The sequence below is a fragment of the Stygiolobus caldivivus genome, from assembly GCF_019704315.1.
In the GTDB taxonomy this organism is placed as follows: domain Archaea; phylum Thermoproteota; class Thermoprotei_A; order Sulfolobales; family Sulfolobaceae; genus Stygiolobus; species Stygiolobus caldivivus.
Genome location: NZ_AP024597.1, coordinates 1894848 through 1909127, shown reverse-complemented (window position 1 = coordinate 1909127; position 14280 = coordinate 1894848). Strand labels below are relative to the sequence as shown.

Here is a 14280-nt window from a genome sequence, read left to right as displayed (position 1 = left end):
GGTTTCCCTGAATGTCATGGTTAAATTACTATAATGAAATAATTAAGACTAAGGAGTTAATAAAAGACTATATTCATGAGACTCCGCTGGACTATTCATCTACTTTATCTAATCTTTTAAGTGCTAAAGTATATCTTAAGATGGAAAATCTACAGAAGACCGGTTCGTTTAAAGTTAGGGGAGCTTTTTCCAAGCTAATAAGGTTATCTAATGAAGAAAAAGCTAGGGGAGTTATAGCAGTATCCGCTGGGAATCACGCGCAAGGCGTAGCTTATGCTGCGAAAGCACTTGGAATTAAGGCGACTATTGTGATGCCCGAAACTGCTCCAATTTCTAAATATCTAGCAACTAAATCGTATGGTGCTAATGTCGTATTGTATGGGAAATTTCTTCATGAAGGAATGAAAAAAGCTGAGGAAATTATTAGAGAAACTGGGGCCATAATGGTTCATCCTTATGGTGATTTAAATGTGATATTAGGGCAAGGGACGCTAGGATTAGAGCTACTAGATTTAAAACCGGACATAGTGATCGTCCCTATAGGTGGAGGAGGGCTTATCTCAGGGGTTTCAATTGCGATTAAATCTAAACTACCAAGCGTGAAAATCATAGGAGTTCAATCTTCGGCCTCTCCCTCATTAAAAGTATCAAAGGATTTAGGTAGATTAGTAGAAATAGAACCTTCTTTTTCAATAGCGGACGGGATATTAGTTAAATCTCCCTCTAAATTAACTTATGAAATAGTTAAGGAGCTAGTTGATGATATAGTATTGGTTGATGATGAAGAAATAGCGAATGCAATCATGTTCCTCCTTGAAAGGAACAAGACAATAGCGGAAGGAGCTGGAGCGTCTACAGTAGCTGCGTTGCTTTCGGGAAAGATAGACGGAAAAGGAAAGAAGATGGTGGCGGTAATAAGTGGAGGAAACATAGATTTATCACTATTAGCTAGAATAATAGATAAAATGCTGTATAAATCTAAAAGAATAGTAAAAGTAAAAGTTCTAGTACCTGATAAACCGGGCTACTTAAATAAAGTATTAAGTAGAATAGCTCAAATAAGAGGAAATGTAATTGATGTTATTCACGATAGAATTAGTAGTGATGTGAAGCCTGGATATACAAAGATTTACGTTATGTTTGAAATACCTTCTGGCGATGCTCTATCAGATTTTTTGTATAGCTTAGCTTTAGACGGTATAGAAGCTAAGTTAGTCGAATAAAAACTACTAAAATAGATAACTGTAAATATTTTGTTAAACATTTAAGAAAGTTCTAACTATATCTACCCGATAAGGTTAGCTTTAACTTTTTAAGAGGGATTTAATGAATGAGTAATGATCCAAATGGAATTTACTTCCTAGGTCCTAAAGGTAGTTTTTCAAACGAAGTAGCGGATATGTTAGAAGGTAACAAAGTTCCGTTAAAAACAATCTCGGAGATATTTCAAAAAGTGGAAAATGAAGATAATGTAATAGGTATAGTACCAATAGAAAATAGCTTAGAAGGCCCTGTTCACGAGACATTAGATAACTTATATAAATACGATAAAATTTATGTTAACTCCTATGTAGAGAAAGAGATTAAACTAGTCCTAGCTGTGAATAATTCTATAAATAAGATAGAGGATATAAAAAGAGTTTACTCCCATAATCATGCACTTCAAGAGGCCAAAGCTGCATTGCAAAGATTAAATCTTATGAATATTATCCCAGTAGAGAGTACATCAGCAGCAGCCCTATATGCGTCTAAGGATAGAGAAGCCGCTGCTATATGTTCTCAATATGCTGCTTCTCTATACGGATTAAGGATTTTAATGAATAATATTCAAGATAACTTAAATATTACTAGATTTATAATAATATCAAAGAAAATTACTATTAACGGAGATAGGACAATGATATTTTTTAACGTACCCCACAAGCCTGGTTCATTGTATAAAGCATTAGAAAAATTCTACAAATATAACGTTAATTTGACAATGATATATTCAAGGCCTCTTAAAGTTATACCTTGGCAATATTACTTTTACATAGAATTTGAAGGAGAACTAAATGATATTAGGATCAAAAATTTAATAGAAGAACTAAGAAATGTTGTTACTAATATTAAAGTTAAAGGTTCTTACTTTAAATTACAATTCCAGGCTTTAGATTTTCTAAGCTGAATAGTAACATATAACTTTTTGCATTAGTTATAGATAGCGCTTTTCTAGCCACTTCTGAAATAATTTCTTTGTTTCTAGCGTGGATCATTGCGTAACATAAATAATCCCAACTAGTATTAGATTCCCTTAAGACCACATGTGTTGCTTCTCTCAACTTAGATGCAATGTTATAACATGATGATTCTAGATCTTCAGAATTTATTAGCATCATTGCGTTCTCTGTTATTCCTACTTTTTCTCCGTTTATTGTGGCTCCATAGTCTTTGATTACCCCTTTATCATACAATTCTTTTATAAGCTCTACAAGTTCGCTCTCCTTCAGATTAAATTTTTCAGAGATTTTTTGAAACGGTCTTTCAATTATCGGTAGTGGATAAGAAAGCTCTCTTAAGAGCTCCTTTTGAATTCCTAATTCTTCCGCTGTAGGTATTTTCTCATGAATTGGTTGATTTTCTGCATATGATACTCCACGAATTACGTCATATTTAACACTTAGTTTTAATGATTTTTTAGAGTATAATATTACATAATCTTTACATCCCACCTCTGCCATTAACTCCGCAATTTTCCTATTCAACAGTTCTCTATTTTCAGCCTTAAGTACATACCATACGTTATACTTAGGGTGATTTCTTATGAAATTATGTGTTAAATCTTTTATTCCAAGCGCTATCTTTCTAAATTTTTCTAGGTTTTCTGGAGGAATATCCGAAGCTATAAGAGCACTTTCCATCCCCTTAGCTCTAAAGCTTACGTACATCCCAATTCTCTTAATTACCTCTTTATCAACTAATTCTTTGACAGTGTTTACCACATCATTTTCATTAATTCCTAGCCTCTCTCCAATTACTCTGAAAGGTCTTTCGTCAAACGGGAAATTATACTCTAGTTCCATAATAATTTTATAAGCATTTTCGCTTAGTGTGGTCATACAACATTATAATACTGATTAAGATATAAAAAACCATTTTACTATTTTTAAATTTAATAAAGGCACACACTTATTATAAAAATTCTAATTTAAAGACCTAACTTTCTCGCTATTCCTTTTGCTGCTAAAATACCCGTTGCAGCAGCTATATTGATCCCTCTTGATAATCCTACTCCATCTCCAGCTACAAATAGGTTGTCTACTACTGTCTCCATGTTACTATCTACTACTGCTTTCATACTATAATATTTAATTTCAGGAGCATACAGAAGTGTGTTAGACGAATATAGACCAGGTGCAATGTTGTCTAATCTCTCCAGTCCTTCAATTAGATTACTTACTACTCTGTAAGGAAGTCCCATACTAATATCACCTGGAGTAACGTCTTTCAGCGTTGGTTTAACAGTAGATCTATTAATTCTCTCCCAAGTACTTCTCCTGCCTTTTTCAAAATCTATTAATCTCTGGATTATTGGCTTCTCACCACCCAATCTAGTCATTAATTTAGCTATACTTTTTCCGTATTCTATCGTATCTTCTAACGGATCTGATAATTTTATAGTAGTTAAAAAGGCAAAATTCGTATTATTGCTCTTTCTATCAGCAAAAGTTTGCCCGTTTACTCCTATAGTGCCATCATCATATACTTCTTTCATAATATATCCTCTTGGATTGACACAGAAAGTCCTGACCTTATCATCGTACTTTTTAGAATACAGTACTACTTTAGGATCCCAAACGGCTGAGGTCAGATCCTCCATCACGAATGCTTCAACTTCTACCCTAACTCCGATATCTAAAGGCCCAGGTACCATATCAACGCCTAGGTTTCTAGCTTGTTCTAAGAACCATTTTGCACCTGCTCTACCGGGGGCAACAAGTAATGTTTTTGTTTCAATTTCATTCTTCTTATTTGTCTTAAGTACGAAATGATCCGCTCTCTTTTGAATTTCTATGACCTCGGTTAGTTCTTCTATTTTCACACTATTTTTCTCTATATAATTCAATATATTTTCTATTACTAAGGGGGTCTTATCTGTACCTATATGCCTTTGTCTTATAGGTATAAATTCTGCTCCTACCTTTGCTGCCCTTCTCTGAATTTCTTTTACTTTTTCCATGTTTGGTTCAAAGAACCTATCTTTAGGGGCACCGAATTTTACTAGTACCTCGTCAACATAATCTATTAGCTCTTGTGCCTTATCCCAGCTCCTTAATATTTCATGTAACTCTCCGCCAATATCTGGCCTAAGATTGATTATCCCGCTGCTATAGGTTCCTGCACCACCAATTCCATACGTAATGTTACATGGTTCACAAAACGTACATTTCTCTTTTGGAGTCAAAAGAGGACAGGTCCTTTTTAAAGGTCTTGTGCCTTTATCTATCAGGAGAACTTTTAGGTCTTTAGCACTCTCAGAGGTCTTCAGATTAGCTAATTCATACGCTGCAAATAAACCCGCTGGTCCTGCCCCTACTATAACTACATCATAAATCAACTACGTTCACCTACCTATCTTTTCATTTCTCATATCTATAGTATCTAGAGCATCTTCACCCGTCCCAATCAGAGTTACAGGTGTTTTTAACTCCGCCTCTATTTGATCAATCCAATTCTTTGCTTCTCTAGGTAATTTTTCATACTCACGAACTCCTTTAGCTCCTTTAAATAATGCATCAATTTTAGTTATAGCAACTTGTGTCGCAGAGCTGATCCTTATAGCTTCTTTTGCTAATTTAACATTAAAAGGTGCACTTCTCCTCTTTCTCCCAGTTACAGTAGCAGTCTCAGAAATACCCATTTTTTCAGCTTCTTCCCATGTTATTTCTCCCTCTAATGGACCCTCTCCTACTCTTGTTACGTATGACTTAAATACAATTAATATATCGTCTACATATTTAGGACCTATTCCTAACTCACTTAAAACTCCAGAAGATGTAGTATTCCTACTAGTAACGTAAGGGTATTCACCGTGATATAAACTTAGATAATGGCCTTGAGTCCCCTCTACTAGAACAGTTTCATCTTTCTCGAGTTTATCTAGAACCAGATCAGGAATTCGACTTAGATAAGGTCTTAGTTCTATAAAGTCTTTAGCTAGTCTTAATTTCCTTAGAATTCTTTTTGCTTCAGCATATCCGACACCTTGTCCGGTGCTTCCTATTACCTTCATCAAATATTCATCCTTTCTTTCGTCCTCTATTTCGTTTTGTGTAATAATACCTACGTGTTCATCTATTAAGAGCCTTTCTAGACTTTCGGTCTCTTTAGCTTCATTTAAAAGGAGGTCAACTGAGGTAAGGGCACCTGGTGCTAGCGCAAGTTTAGTAGATTTGTTTACAAATGCAGATGGGATAATCCTAACTTTCCATTGCTTCCCCATATATGTTACAGTATGGCCCGCATTTATTGATCCAGTTCTAACAGCTAATTGCGGTGAATCCTTTAAACCTAAATATGCACAGATCTTCCCTTTTCCTTCATCCCCAAAAAATCCTCCTACCAGAATAGTTAACATTAAACACCGTTTTGATAAATGTCGTTATATAATATTTAAATATTTCCCACGTATATCTATAATTATAATTCTGTCCCTAATCATCGAGTTTAAAAATAAGTATAGCGTGAATCTATAATTATAAAATAAGCTTATGTTATGTGGTAATTAAACCAAGGAGGTTCTTTGTAGTAGCCTCTTTTATCTCAAGAGCTATTCTTCTACCCAAGCTTAATGGTTTACCAAAATATAATTTAGAATATTGACTTCCTATGCCCATATGTGCGTTAGTCCCTCCACCAATCCTTGGGGCTACATCAAATACCACTAAATCTAGTTCTGGAGTAACCATTAGCTGTAATGTAAAAGGCCCTATAATACCGGGCGGTTCTAATTTCTCTGACGCTCCCACGAAAGAGTAGCCTATTTCGAAGATCTTTTCTAGTAAACTCTCTCTAATAGTAGCTGGCTCATGACCTACTTCTATAAAGCGTGGTAACTTATTTAACTTAATCTGTATATCTGCTGGCAGACGGTAGAACGAGTCCCAGTCGCTCTGAATCCTACGATCTATGCTAAGGAGTTCTACTCTATTATAAATAGGCGAATAGAAATAGTTAATATTAAAATGAGCTCCAAGCACGTACTCTTCAATAATCATTGACTTAATGCTTTCATCGTCTATTATCCCTCTTTTTCTTAATTCTAGGATTTTATTATCAAAATCCTCTTGGTTTACAGCTATGAAAAATCCTCTTTCTACACGTCTTTTAGCTTCTGGTAGTTTGACCAGTACGGGCCTATCTATGTTATCGGGTCTTAAAATTCCAGGTCTTTTAATCTTAGCCTCGTCTAGCAATTTATAATAATTCTTTTCTCCACTTCTTTCCTCCCACCTCAGCATTTTTCTATTTCCAAAAAATTTAGTCTTCATGTTTTCTAGATTATCATACCCTACGTAAACAGCTAAACTTCTATTAGGAACGATAATCGCGTTTTCATTAGTAAGCATTGAATCAATTTTATCTGAGGCTATTTCCTTAAAATCATCAAGTATTATGCACTTATCTACTATTCTTTTAAATTCCTTGTAAGGTCTTTCTCTCCCTTTTTTACATAACGCGATCGTTTCAAACCCTTCGTCTTTAGCTCCGTCAAATACGTCTAATGCCGAATGACTTGCTAGTGCCGCTATTTTCATTACGTTAGCACCTCGTTTAATTTCCCTTCATTAATAGCAATTTTGATCTCTCTACTTATTCTACGTCCTACGCTCATTGGTTCATCCCAATAGAGCCAACTATAAGGGCTACCATATATATATAGATTTGTTCCGGCGACTATTCTCCCCGAGAACTCGAAAACGGAGATTTCGCCACTATCTTTAACTACTGACTCTAAACAAAAGGGCCCAATCATCCCTGGTGGGACTTTCTCCTTGACGGTATTTACGAAAGACATAGCGTAATCAAATACTTTAGGCAGTAGGCTCTCTCTCGCTACTGCTGGTAAATTTCCCACTACGACAAAAGTTGGTTCGACTTCGAGATCGGTAAATGGAATACGCTTTAGTCCATCAACGTTAGTTTCGTATCTTATATCAATTCCAGTTATCTCGAGTCTGTCCATTATCGGGCTATAGAAAAATTGGAAATACATAGGAACTCCTATGACATATTCTTGTATTATTACGTCTTCCTCGTTGTCAATTATCTTAGTAGATACTAATTTCTTTAATCCTTCTTTAACTTCGGCCTTATTTCTTGCTATAAAATAACCTTTTCCTCCTTTTGCACCAGGTAGCTTAACGATAACCATTCGATCTACGTCCTCTGGATTCTCAAAATCCATAGGTGTAGGAATGTTAGACATTTTTAGTAAGCTCATTTTCTTTTTTTGGTTAGCTTCCCATTCAAACAAGTTCCTATTCCCAAAGATTTTTGTCTTAATTTTCTTTACCCTTTCACTCCCTATATACTCCACCAGGCTACCGTGAGGTATAAGGATACCATTTTCTACGTAATTATTAATTAAATTAACTGCTTCATCTTCATTGTTATAACCAATTACCTTATCAATAAAGGGGAACTGTGAATAAAATTTAACTCTGTTTTCTGGTGTAATTTGTATTGACTTAAACCCTTCTTTCTTAGCCCCGTGGAGAATCTGTAATGAAGAATGGCTCCCAATTGTTAAAATTGTGTCCATTTCAATATACGAAGGCTTAATACGGTAATAAATTTCTTCTTAAATCATGAGTAATGAAATATGTGTCTTTGAATGGAGATATGGAAGTAGAGAAATGAGAGAATTATTTTCGAGAAAAAACATATTAAGAACGATGGCAGAAGTAGAGGTAGCCCTACTGTATGGATTAGCCAAGGTAGGGATCTGTACTGAAAATGAAGCTAAAAAAGTAGAACAAATAATAGATAAGATAGACGTGGAACAAGTTAATGAATTAGAGAAAAAACTGGGTCACGACGTAATGGCACTAACTGTTCATCTAGCCGAGCTCTCAGGGGCTAAATATATACATTATGGTGCTACCAGTTATGACATTATTGATACTGCATACGCTATACTTTTCTCTAAAGCACTGAAACTGACAAAGCAAAAACTGAAAACTATACTAGAATTGTTAATAAGTTATTCATTAAATTATAAGGATTTAGTCATGATAGGTAGAACCCATGGGCAACACGCACTCCCTATTACTTTAGGCTTTAAATTAGCTAATTATGCATATGAATTTTCTAGGTCATATGAAAGATTGTGTGAATTAGAAAAGAGGTTGGTAAGAATAAAGATGGCAGGTGCTGTGGGTACTATGGCAGCATGGCAAGATAAAGGGCTAGAGATCGAGAAATATACATCTGAAAAGTTAAATATTCCACCCCACGTTATTTCTACTCAGGTAGCTCCTAGGGATGGATTTGCCGAGTTAGTGTCGGATTTAGCTATATTAGGTTCACAGCTTGACAGATTAGCCTTAGAAATTCGCGAGTTAATGAGACCAGAAATTTTAGAACTTGCTGAAGGAGAAGCAGTAGAAAGAGTAGGGAGTAGTACTATGCCCCATAAAGAAAACCCAGTAACAGCAGAAAAAATTAGCGGTTTAGCTAAGGTACTTAGGGGATTCGTTATAACCGAGCTTGAAAATATTCCTTTATGGCATGAGAGGGATTTGACTAATAGTTCTTCTGAACGAATAGTTATTTCTCACTCGTTGCTAACAATAGACGAAATGTTAGATAGTACTATAAGGTTACTAAAAACTCTAAAAATATTCCCTGAAAATATGGAAAAAAACTTGAATTTAACTAGAGGATTAATAATGGCTGAGAGCCTTATGGTAAACCTAACTTTAAAGGGCATGCCAAGGCATAAAGCTCATGAACTATCGATGGCTATAGCTAGAGAAGCTGAGGCTAAAAATAAGGCTTTCTATGACATGGCAGTTGAGAATAATATCGTCAAACAATATTTCAACACTGAAGAATTAAAAGATATATTGAATCCTGGAAAATATTTGGGATCTTATAGCCAACTAATAGAAAGGACTAAAGACTATGTTACTAAAGTGATTTCATCATGTGTTTAAATTTTATAAGCTAACGCACAAATACATATATTGCCGCCGTAGCTCAGACTGGTAGAGCGCCGGCCTCGTAAGGCAAATTGGTAAGGACCCGGTACAGCCGGTGGTCCGGGGTTCAAGTCCCCGCGGCGGCTCGGTGATTATAGTTGGACTCCGAACATGATTTTATAAATAAGATCTTATCTAAGTACACATCTTCCTATTCTGTTATGGATGATGTATATATAGATGGCAAGTCTATTTATAAGATAGACGGTTTTCAGTTATCGTACAGTTTTCCTTTCATGCGTAGTTATGATCTAGGTTGGAAGGCGGTAACTTCAACTGTAAGTGATATAATAGCTAAAGGCGGCATTCCAGATATATTTTTAGCTTCAATAGGGATACCTAAAGTGAAAATAAATGAATTAGAAGAATTAATTGAAGGTATATCGGACGCGATAAAATATTATGGGGGTAAATATGTAGGTGGTGACCTAAATTCTAGCGATGGAAGCGGATGGGTTGACGTAGTAGGAATAGGGAAAGTTTCTTGCGATTTTAGTAGGAAAATTTCTAGTCAAGATTACATAATCATTTCTAATCCTATAGGTTATACATCGATTGTGTTTATATCTTATTTACATTCATGGAATATTACATTATCCAATAAATTTCTCAATAAAATTCGACATCCAATAGTCAATAAAAACATAGTAAAAATTATCAATAAATACTGTAGTGATATATCTTATTCTACAGATATTAGTGACGGTCTTGTTATTTCACTATATAATATTATAGAGAGGAAGAATGTATCTATCGAGCTGGATATTCTTCCTTTTGATGATGAAGTGGAATATATAGCTGCTCGTAATAGTGTGGACGATAATCAACTCTTAAAGTATTCAGGAGAAGAATTTGAAACATTACTAGTTGTTAGTAAAGATAAAGCTAATGAGATAGCTAATGAGATGAAGAGGTTTGGCTTAAACCCTATGATCATAGGTAAAGTAGTGAAACAAGATGGTTTGTCTACTAATAATAAAAAATATCTATTTTATAAAGGTAGAATAGTAGAGAAAACGGGATGGGATAATTTTATAGGCTGGTTTTAACCAAATACTCGGATATAAAGGTGAAAGAGCTTATAAATAGGTGAGTTATATGCTTTATGAAGATAAAATATGACAGAAACGGTTCAAAAAAGTGAGGAAAGATTTAGACTGTTGCCTGCTCCCTCAAAGTTTGAGAGCGGAGTAGTAAAATTCGGAGATAGAGAAATTAAAATTGGAGGTCCGTTACCTAAACTTGCAGAAAATGAAAAATTGGTAAGAGTAACAAGCTCTTTGTGTCCTGCATGTTATAGGCTACTACCTGCTGTTATATTTGAGAAAGAGGATAAATTATATATAAGAAAAATGTGCCCAGATCACGGAGAATTCGAGGACCTATATTACGGGGATGTTAATCTATATTATAAGTTTGATTATTGGGAGTATGAAGGTAAGGGCCCTAAGGTTCCTTATGTTGATTTAAAGTCTCCATGTCCATTTAACTGTGGACTATGTCCGATGCATCATCAACACTCCGCATTAGTAAACATGGTAATTACTAATAGGTGTGATTTATCATGTTGGTATTGTTTCTTCTTTGCCGAAAAAGCAGGCTATGTCTATGAACCCAGTAGAGAACAGATAAAGTTCATGGTAGATCAATTAAAGAGGCAAGACGTAACTTTAGTTATCCAGATAACCGGAGGGGAACCAACATTACGCGAAGATCTTATAGAAATTGTGAGGATAATGAGAGAAAATGGTGTAAAGCATATTCAGTTAAATACATGGGGCGGCACCTTTGCAAAGATGTACCTTGAAGATCCTGAATACGCAATCAAGTACGCACGTGAATTAAGAGAGGCTGGTGTAAACACAATTTATATGAGCTTTGACGGCGTAAATAGGAGAACTAATACTAAGAACCATTGGGAAGTCCCCTATACGTTAGAGGTATTCAGAAAATCTGGTATGACTAGCGTGGTATTAGTACCTACAGTTATTAAAACGGTTAATGATCAAGATTTAGGTAATATTGTAAAGTTTGCAGCTTACAACATGGATGTAGTTAGGGCAGTTAATTTCCAGCCCGTTAGCCTAACTGGTATGATGAAGCGTAATATGAGAAATAAGTTTAGGATTACAATACCCGAGGTACTGAAAGCTATAGAAGAACAGACTGACGGTGAAATAACTAGAGATAGTTGGTATCCAATTGGAACATCGGTAGTCTTTTCTAAATTAATTGAAGCCTTAACTGGAAAGGAGCAGTTTGAGATGGCTAATCATCCTAGTTGCGGTGCAGGATCTTACGTATTTGTAGAATGGAGGAATGGTGAGCCTCATTTCATTCCATTATCTAAGTTTATAGATTTAGAGGGACTATTAGAATACCTAAGAGAAAAAACTGAGGAACTAAAAGAAGGAGGTAACAAAGTATGGATTGGAGTGAAACTACTCTACAACTTAAGGAAATTCATAGACAAAGAAAAAGGACCTAAAGATTTTGATGTATATGCAATGTTACGTAATGTCATAGTTAATCATAATTACGAAGCGCTAGGCGAATGGCATTATAGAACCCTATTCTTAGGTACAATGCACTTTATGGATCTTTATAATTATGACGTAGAAAGAGTAATGAGATGTGATATTCATTATACGACACCGGACGGGAGGGTAATACCCTTCTGTACATATAACGTGCTAAATGATTTATATAGGGATAAGGTGCTTAAGGAATACCAAATACCTATAGAAGAATGGAAAAAAGTGCATGGGGAAGATAGTATAGGAGATAAGATGAAATATAGAAGAATAGCGAGTAGATTAGAAGAAGGAGAAATTTATAAAGTAACATATAGGCCGTTTATGGCACAATAATTTTTTAACTACTTTTTATTTTTTATAAATTATTTTATTTTTTATAAATTAAATGGACTTCTTCTCCACATTCACACAATTTTGCGTCTATTAATTTTAATTTAGGCGCGTCTATTCCCATAAACCCTTCTCCATTAGCAAAAGAGATCCCATTACCAAAAATTCTAGGAGAAATTGTAACTCTAATTTCATCGTAGCAGCTTTCCTTTATAAGGTTCCAAATTGTAGTGCCTCCCCCTTCCACCATAATTTTCTTTACCCCTTTATTAAGATAGATATCTGTCATAATGTTGCACATTAATAGTTCATCTAAGTACCTGATTTCTACTCCCCTAGTATTTATAGCGTCTATCACCTTTTTCTTTTCAGGTTCTTTCAAATTACTTCTGGACGTATAAATTATCGTAGGAGGCGGTACGTTAAATAAATTGCTATCAAGATTGAGGTTTAAGCTTTTTGAGATAATTACTCTAATTGGGTTTTTTCCTTTAGCATATTTCACTGTTAACTTAGGGTTATCTACTCTTACAGTCTCTGCTCCTACTAGTATTGCATCAACCTCACTCCTTAGTATGTGTTGCCTCCTCTTATCAGAAGGACAACTTAGCTGGCTAAACTTATCTTTTGAAGCTAATCTTCCATCGATAGTAATTGTAGCAAAGATTATTATATAAGGTCTATTCTTCATGTAAGCCTCACGGACTGTTTCTTAGGTAATAAATTATACGCCCAAACTCTAATTTTACATGCAGACCTTTGATTGCAAACTAAGCAACAATCTACACACACGTTTATTTTTCTGATGCTACAATATCTTATTTGGAGAAATCTGCCACAATTATCACACTTATCTTCAAATACCATTTTAACTCACTTTTTCAAAGTTATATGCATTACATATATAACTGATCTTGTTTTTTAGTCCACTGACCCCGCTACTGCCTGTAAATAATAAAGAATTATACTTTATAAAAATAGAACCTATAACCGGTGTATTAGACTTTATAATCTCTATTAAACTTGAGCAATTTAAGTCTAGGATATCATTTAAAAACACTTTACTTTTATTCTTTACTTCTATACTAATATTTATTGGTTCATAAGAATTCTCTGGATTTCCACCTTTTCTTAATACTGGTGCTATTTCTTTACTTGAAATTACGGGTATTGAGAAAAATCGAGATAAAAAATTTGCACCACCTGCAACTTCTCGCAAATAACTAGTTAGTATTAATAACTTGGGTTTTTTTGAAATTTTTTCAGATATTTCATATATACCATCTATGACTATAGATAAATCAGACCCATCACTAGCGTCGATAACGACTAACCCATCATCAATCTCTATCAGATAAACTAGAAAATTTCCCCTTATGACATATGTGTTAGATAAGAGTTTGCTTATCATAGCCTAAAAATAGGGTAGATATTTATAGTGTTAGCGTGTTTGATCCATTCTTTACCTACAGCAGCTATTGTAATAGCCCCTACTACATCGGCACCGCCTTTACTAAGTAATTTATACGCAACGTGAATTGTCGTGCCGGTTCTTATTACGTCGTCTATTAGTAATACTTTATCATCTCTATTTATATAATCTTTCCTTAAATAAATAGATGTTACTATCCCTTCCGACTCTTTAAGATTTTCGTCAAGATATTCTAGGTGTATTGAATCTTTATGTTTTTTCATTATTATTAATGGCTTGGCTAACGCTTCCGCTGTTAGGGTAGCAAAAGGTATTCCGTTAACGGCAATAGTTGCTATTTTACTTATTTCTTTTCTTCCTAAGTATTTTTGATAATATATTTCTATTAACATTTTTAACATATTAGGATAAAACAAGAGTGAAGACGTATCAATGTAACCGTCTTCGCGAAACGATATTTTGTTGTAAAAGAACTTTATTAGGAATTCTTCATTTCTAATTTTATCAAGTATTTCTTTTGAATGGACTTCACTTGGAATAGTATTTCCGTTGACGTATCTGCACAGTAAACTTTCTTGAATGTTAAGTAGCTTAGATAATTCTTTATAAGTATAAGAGTTCTTAAGTTCTTTTAGTAAATCTACTGCTAAAAGCCTGATTCTTAATTCTTTATCTTTCGAATAGGCGGAAATAAATATCACCACCCTATTTTATACTATTTGGATGATCGGGGTCT

At 34.6% G+C, this 14280-nt stretch carries 13 protein-coding genes and 1 tRNA gene; 6 read left to right on the top strand and 8 right to left on the bottom strand.

Annotated elements, in window-relative coordinates:
- Positions 1-11: 11 nt before the first annotated feature.
- Both ilvA and KN1_RS09110 read left to right on the top strand, forming a co-directional pair.
- On the top strand, positions 12-1223 hold the full coding sequence (gene ilvA, locus KN1_RS09115; RefSeq protein WP_221287259.1) for a threonine ammonia-lyase: 1212 nt from the start codon (positions 12-14) through the stop codon (positions 1221-1223).
- 107 nt (positions 1224-1330) lie between these two features.
- Complete coding sequence (locus KN1_RS09110; RefSeq protein WP_221287258.1) at positions 1331-2167, top strand: prephenate dehydratase; 837 nt, start codon at positions 1331-1333, stop codon at positions 2165-2167.
- On the opposite strand, the gene KN1_RS09105 is transcribed toward KN1_RS09110, so the two are convergent.
- From KN1_RS09105 to KN1_RS09085, 5 genes are all read right to left on the bottom strand, one after another.
- Positions 2130-3098 (bottom strand): Lrp/AsnC family transcriptional regulator, encoded by a 969-nt coding sequence (locus tag KN1_RS09105; protein WP_225905638.1) that lies wholly within the window; start codon positions 3096-3098, stop codon positions 2130-2132. The two genes, KN1_RS09110 and KN1_RS09105, sit on opposite strands and share 38 nt — an antisense overlap.
- 89 nt (positions 3099-3187) lie before the next feature.
- The gene (locus KN1_RS09100) at positions 3188-4597 is read right to left on the bottom strand and encodes an NAD(P)/FAD-dependent oxidoreductase (protein ID WP_221287257.1); all 1410 of its coding nucleotides are present in this window, start codon (positions 4595-4597) and stop codon (positions 3188-3190) included.
- A 6-nt stretch (positions 4598-4603) separates the two neighbouring features.
- On the bottom strand, positions 4604-5617 hold the full coding sequence (locus KN1_RS09095) for an adenylosuccinate synthetase (RefSeq protein ID WP_221287256.1): 1014 nt from the start codon (positions 5615-5617) through the stop codon (positions 4604-4606).
- A gap of 136 nt (positions 5618-5753) precedes the next feature.
- Positions 5754-6797 carry a formate--phosphoribosylaminoimidazolecarboxamide ligase family protein gene (locus KN1_RS09090; RefSeq protein WP_221287255.1) on the bottom strand — a complete coding sequence of 348 codons (1044 nt, stop codon included), beginning with the start codon at positions 6795-6797 and terminating at the stop codon, positions 5754-5756.
- Entirely contained in the window at positions 6797-7804 is a 1008-nt protein-coding gene (locus tag KN1_RS09085; RefSeq protein ID WP_221287254.1) for a formate--phosphoribosylaminoimidazolecarboxamide ligase, read from the bottom strand. Before KN1_RS09085 ends, KN1_RS09090 begins: the two co-directional genes overlap by 1 nt.
- Before the next feature lie 46 nt (positions 7805-7850).
- Between KN1_RS09085 and purB the strand changes: the two genes are divergently transcribed.
- From purB to tes, 4 genes are all read left to right on the top strand, one after another.
- Positions 7851-9200 carry an adenylosuccinate lyase gene (purB, locus tag KN1_RS09080; protein WP_221287253.1) on the top strand — a complete coding sequence of 450 codons (1350 nt, stop codon included), beginning with the start codon at positions 7851-7853 and terminating at the stop codon, positions 9198-9200.
- 32 nt (positions 9201-9232) lie between these two features.
- Positions 9233-9331 (top strand) — tRNA-Thr (locus KN1_RS09075).
- A 12-nt stretch (positions 9332-9343) separates the two neighbouring features.
- Entirely contained in the window at positions 9344-10294 is a 951-nt protein-coding gene (locus KN1_RS09070) for a thiamine-phosphate kinase (RefSeq protein WP_225905637.1), read from the top strand.
- Positions 10295-10363: 69 nt separating this feature from the next.
- Complete coding sequence (gene tes, locus KN1_RS09065) at positions 10364-12115, top strand: tetraether lipid synthase Tes (RefSeq protein WP_221287252.1); 1752 nt, start codon at positions 10364-10366, stop codon at positions 12113-12115.
- 34 nt (positions 12116-12149) lie between these two features.
- On the opposite strand, the gene KN1_RS09060 is transcribed toward tes, so the two are convergent.
- From KN1_RS09060 to KN1_RS09050, 3 genes are all read right to left on the bottom strand, one after another.
- Entirely contained in the window at positions 12150-12803 is a 654-nt protein-coding gene (locus tag KN1_RS09060; RefSeq protein ID WP_221287251.1) for a 2,5-diamino-6-(ribosylamino)-4(3H)-pyrimidinone 5'-phosphate reductase, read from the bottom strand.
- Between the two features lie 177 nt (positions 12804-12980).
- On the bottom strand, positions 12981-13523 hold the full coding sequence (locus KN1_RS09055) for an MBL fold metallo-hydrolase (protein ID WP_221287250.1): 543 nt from the start codon (positions 13521-13523) through the stop codon (positions 12981-12983).
- The gene (locus tag KN1_RS09050) at positions 13520-14248 is read right to left on the bottom strand and encodes a phosphoribosyltransferase family protein (RefSeq protein ID WP_221287249.1); all 729 of its coding nucleotides are present in this window, start codon (positions 14246-14248) and stop codon (positions 13520-13522) included. The genes KN1_RS09055 and KN1_RS09050 overlap by 4 nt, the downstream gene beginning before the upstream one ends.
- Positions 14249-14280 lie beyond the last annotated feature (32 nt).

What these genes read in the sequence shown, in the direction of transcription:
- KN1_RS09095 (WP_221287256.1), bottom strand. Translation starts at nt 5,617, where the DNA reads ATGTTAACTATTCTGGTAGGAGGATTTTTTGGGGATGAAGGAAAAGGG.
- KN1_RS09055 (WP_221287250.1), bottom strand. Translation starts at nt 13,523, where the DNA reads ATGATAAGCAAACTCTTATCTAACACATATGTCATAAGGGGAAATTTT.
- KN1_RS09105 (WP_225905638.1), bottom strand. Translation starts at nt 3,098, where the DNA reads ATGACCACACTAAGCGAAAATGCTTATAAAATTATTATGGAACTAGAG.
- KN1_RS09090 (WP_221287255.1), bottom strand. Translation starts at nt 6,797, where the DNA reads ATGAAAATAGCGGCACTAGCAAGTCATTCGGCATTAGACGTATTTGAC.
- purB (WP_221287253.1), top strand. Translation starts at nt 7,851, where the DNA reads ATGAGTAATGAAATATGTGTCTTTGAATGGAGATATGGAAGTAGAGAA.
- tes (WP_221287252.1), top strand. Translation starts at nt 10,364, where the DNA reads ATGACAGAAACGGTTCAAAAAAGTGAGGAAAGATTTAGACTGTTGCCT.
- KN1_RS09110 (WP_221287258.1), top strand. Translation starts at nt 1,331, where the DNA reads ATGAGTAATGATCCAAATGGAATTTACTTCCTAGGTCCTAAAGGTAGT.
- KN1_RS09060 (WP_221287251.1), bottom strand. Translation starts at nt 12,803, where the DNA reads ATGAAGAATAGACCTTATATAATAATCTTTGCTACAATTACTATCGAT.
- ilvA (WP_221287259.1), top strand. Translation starts at nt 12, where the DNA reads ATGTCATGGTTAAATTACTATAATGAAATAATTAAGACTAAGGAGTTA.
- KN1_RS09085 (WP_221287254.1), bottom strand. Translation starts at nt 7,804, where the DNA reads ATGGACACAATTTTAACAATTGGGAGCCATTCTTCATTACAGATTCTC.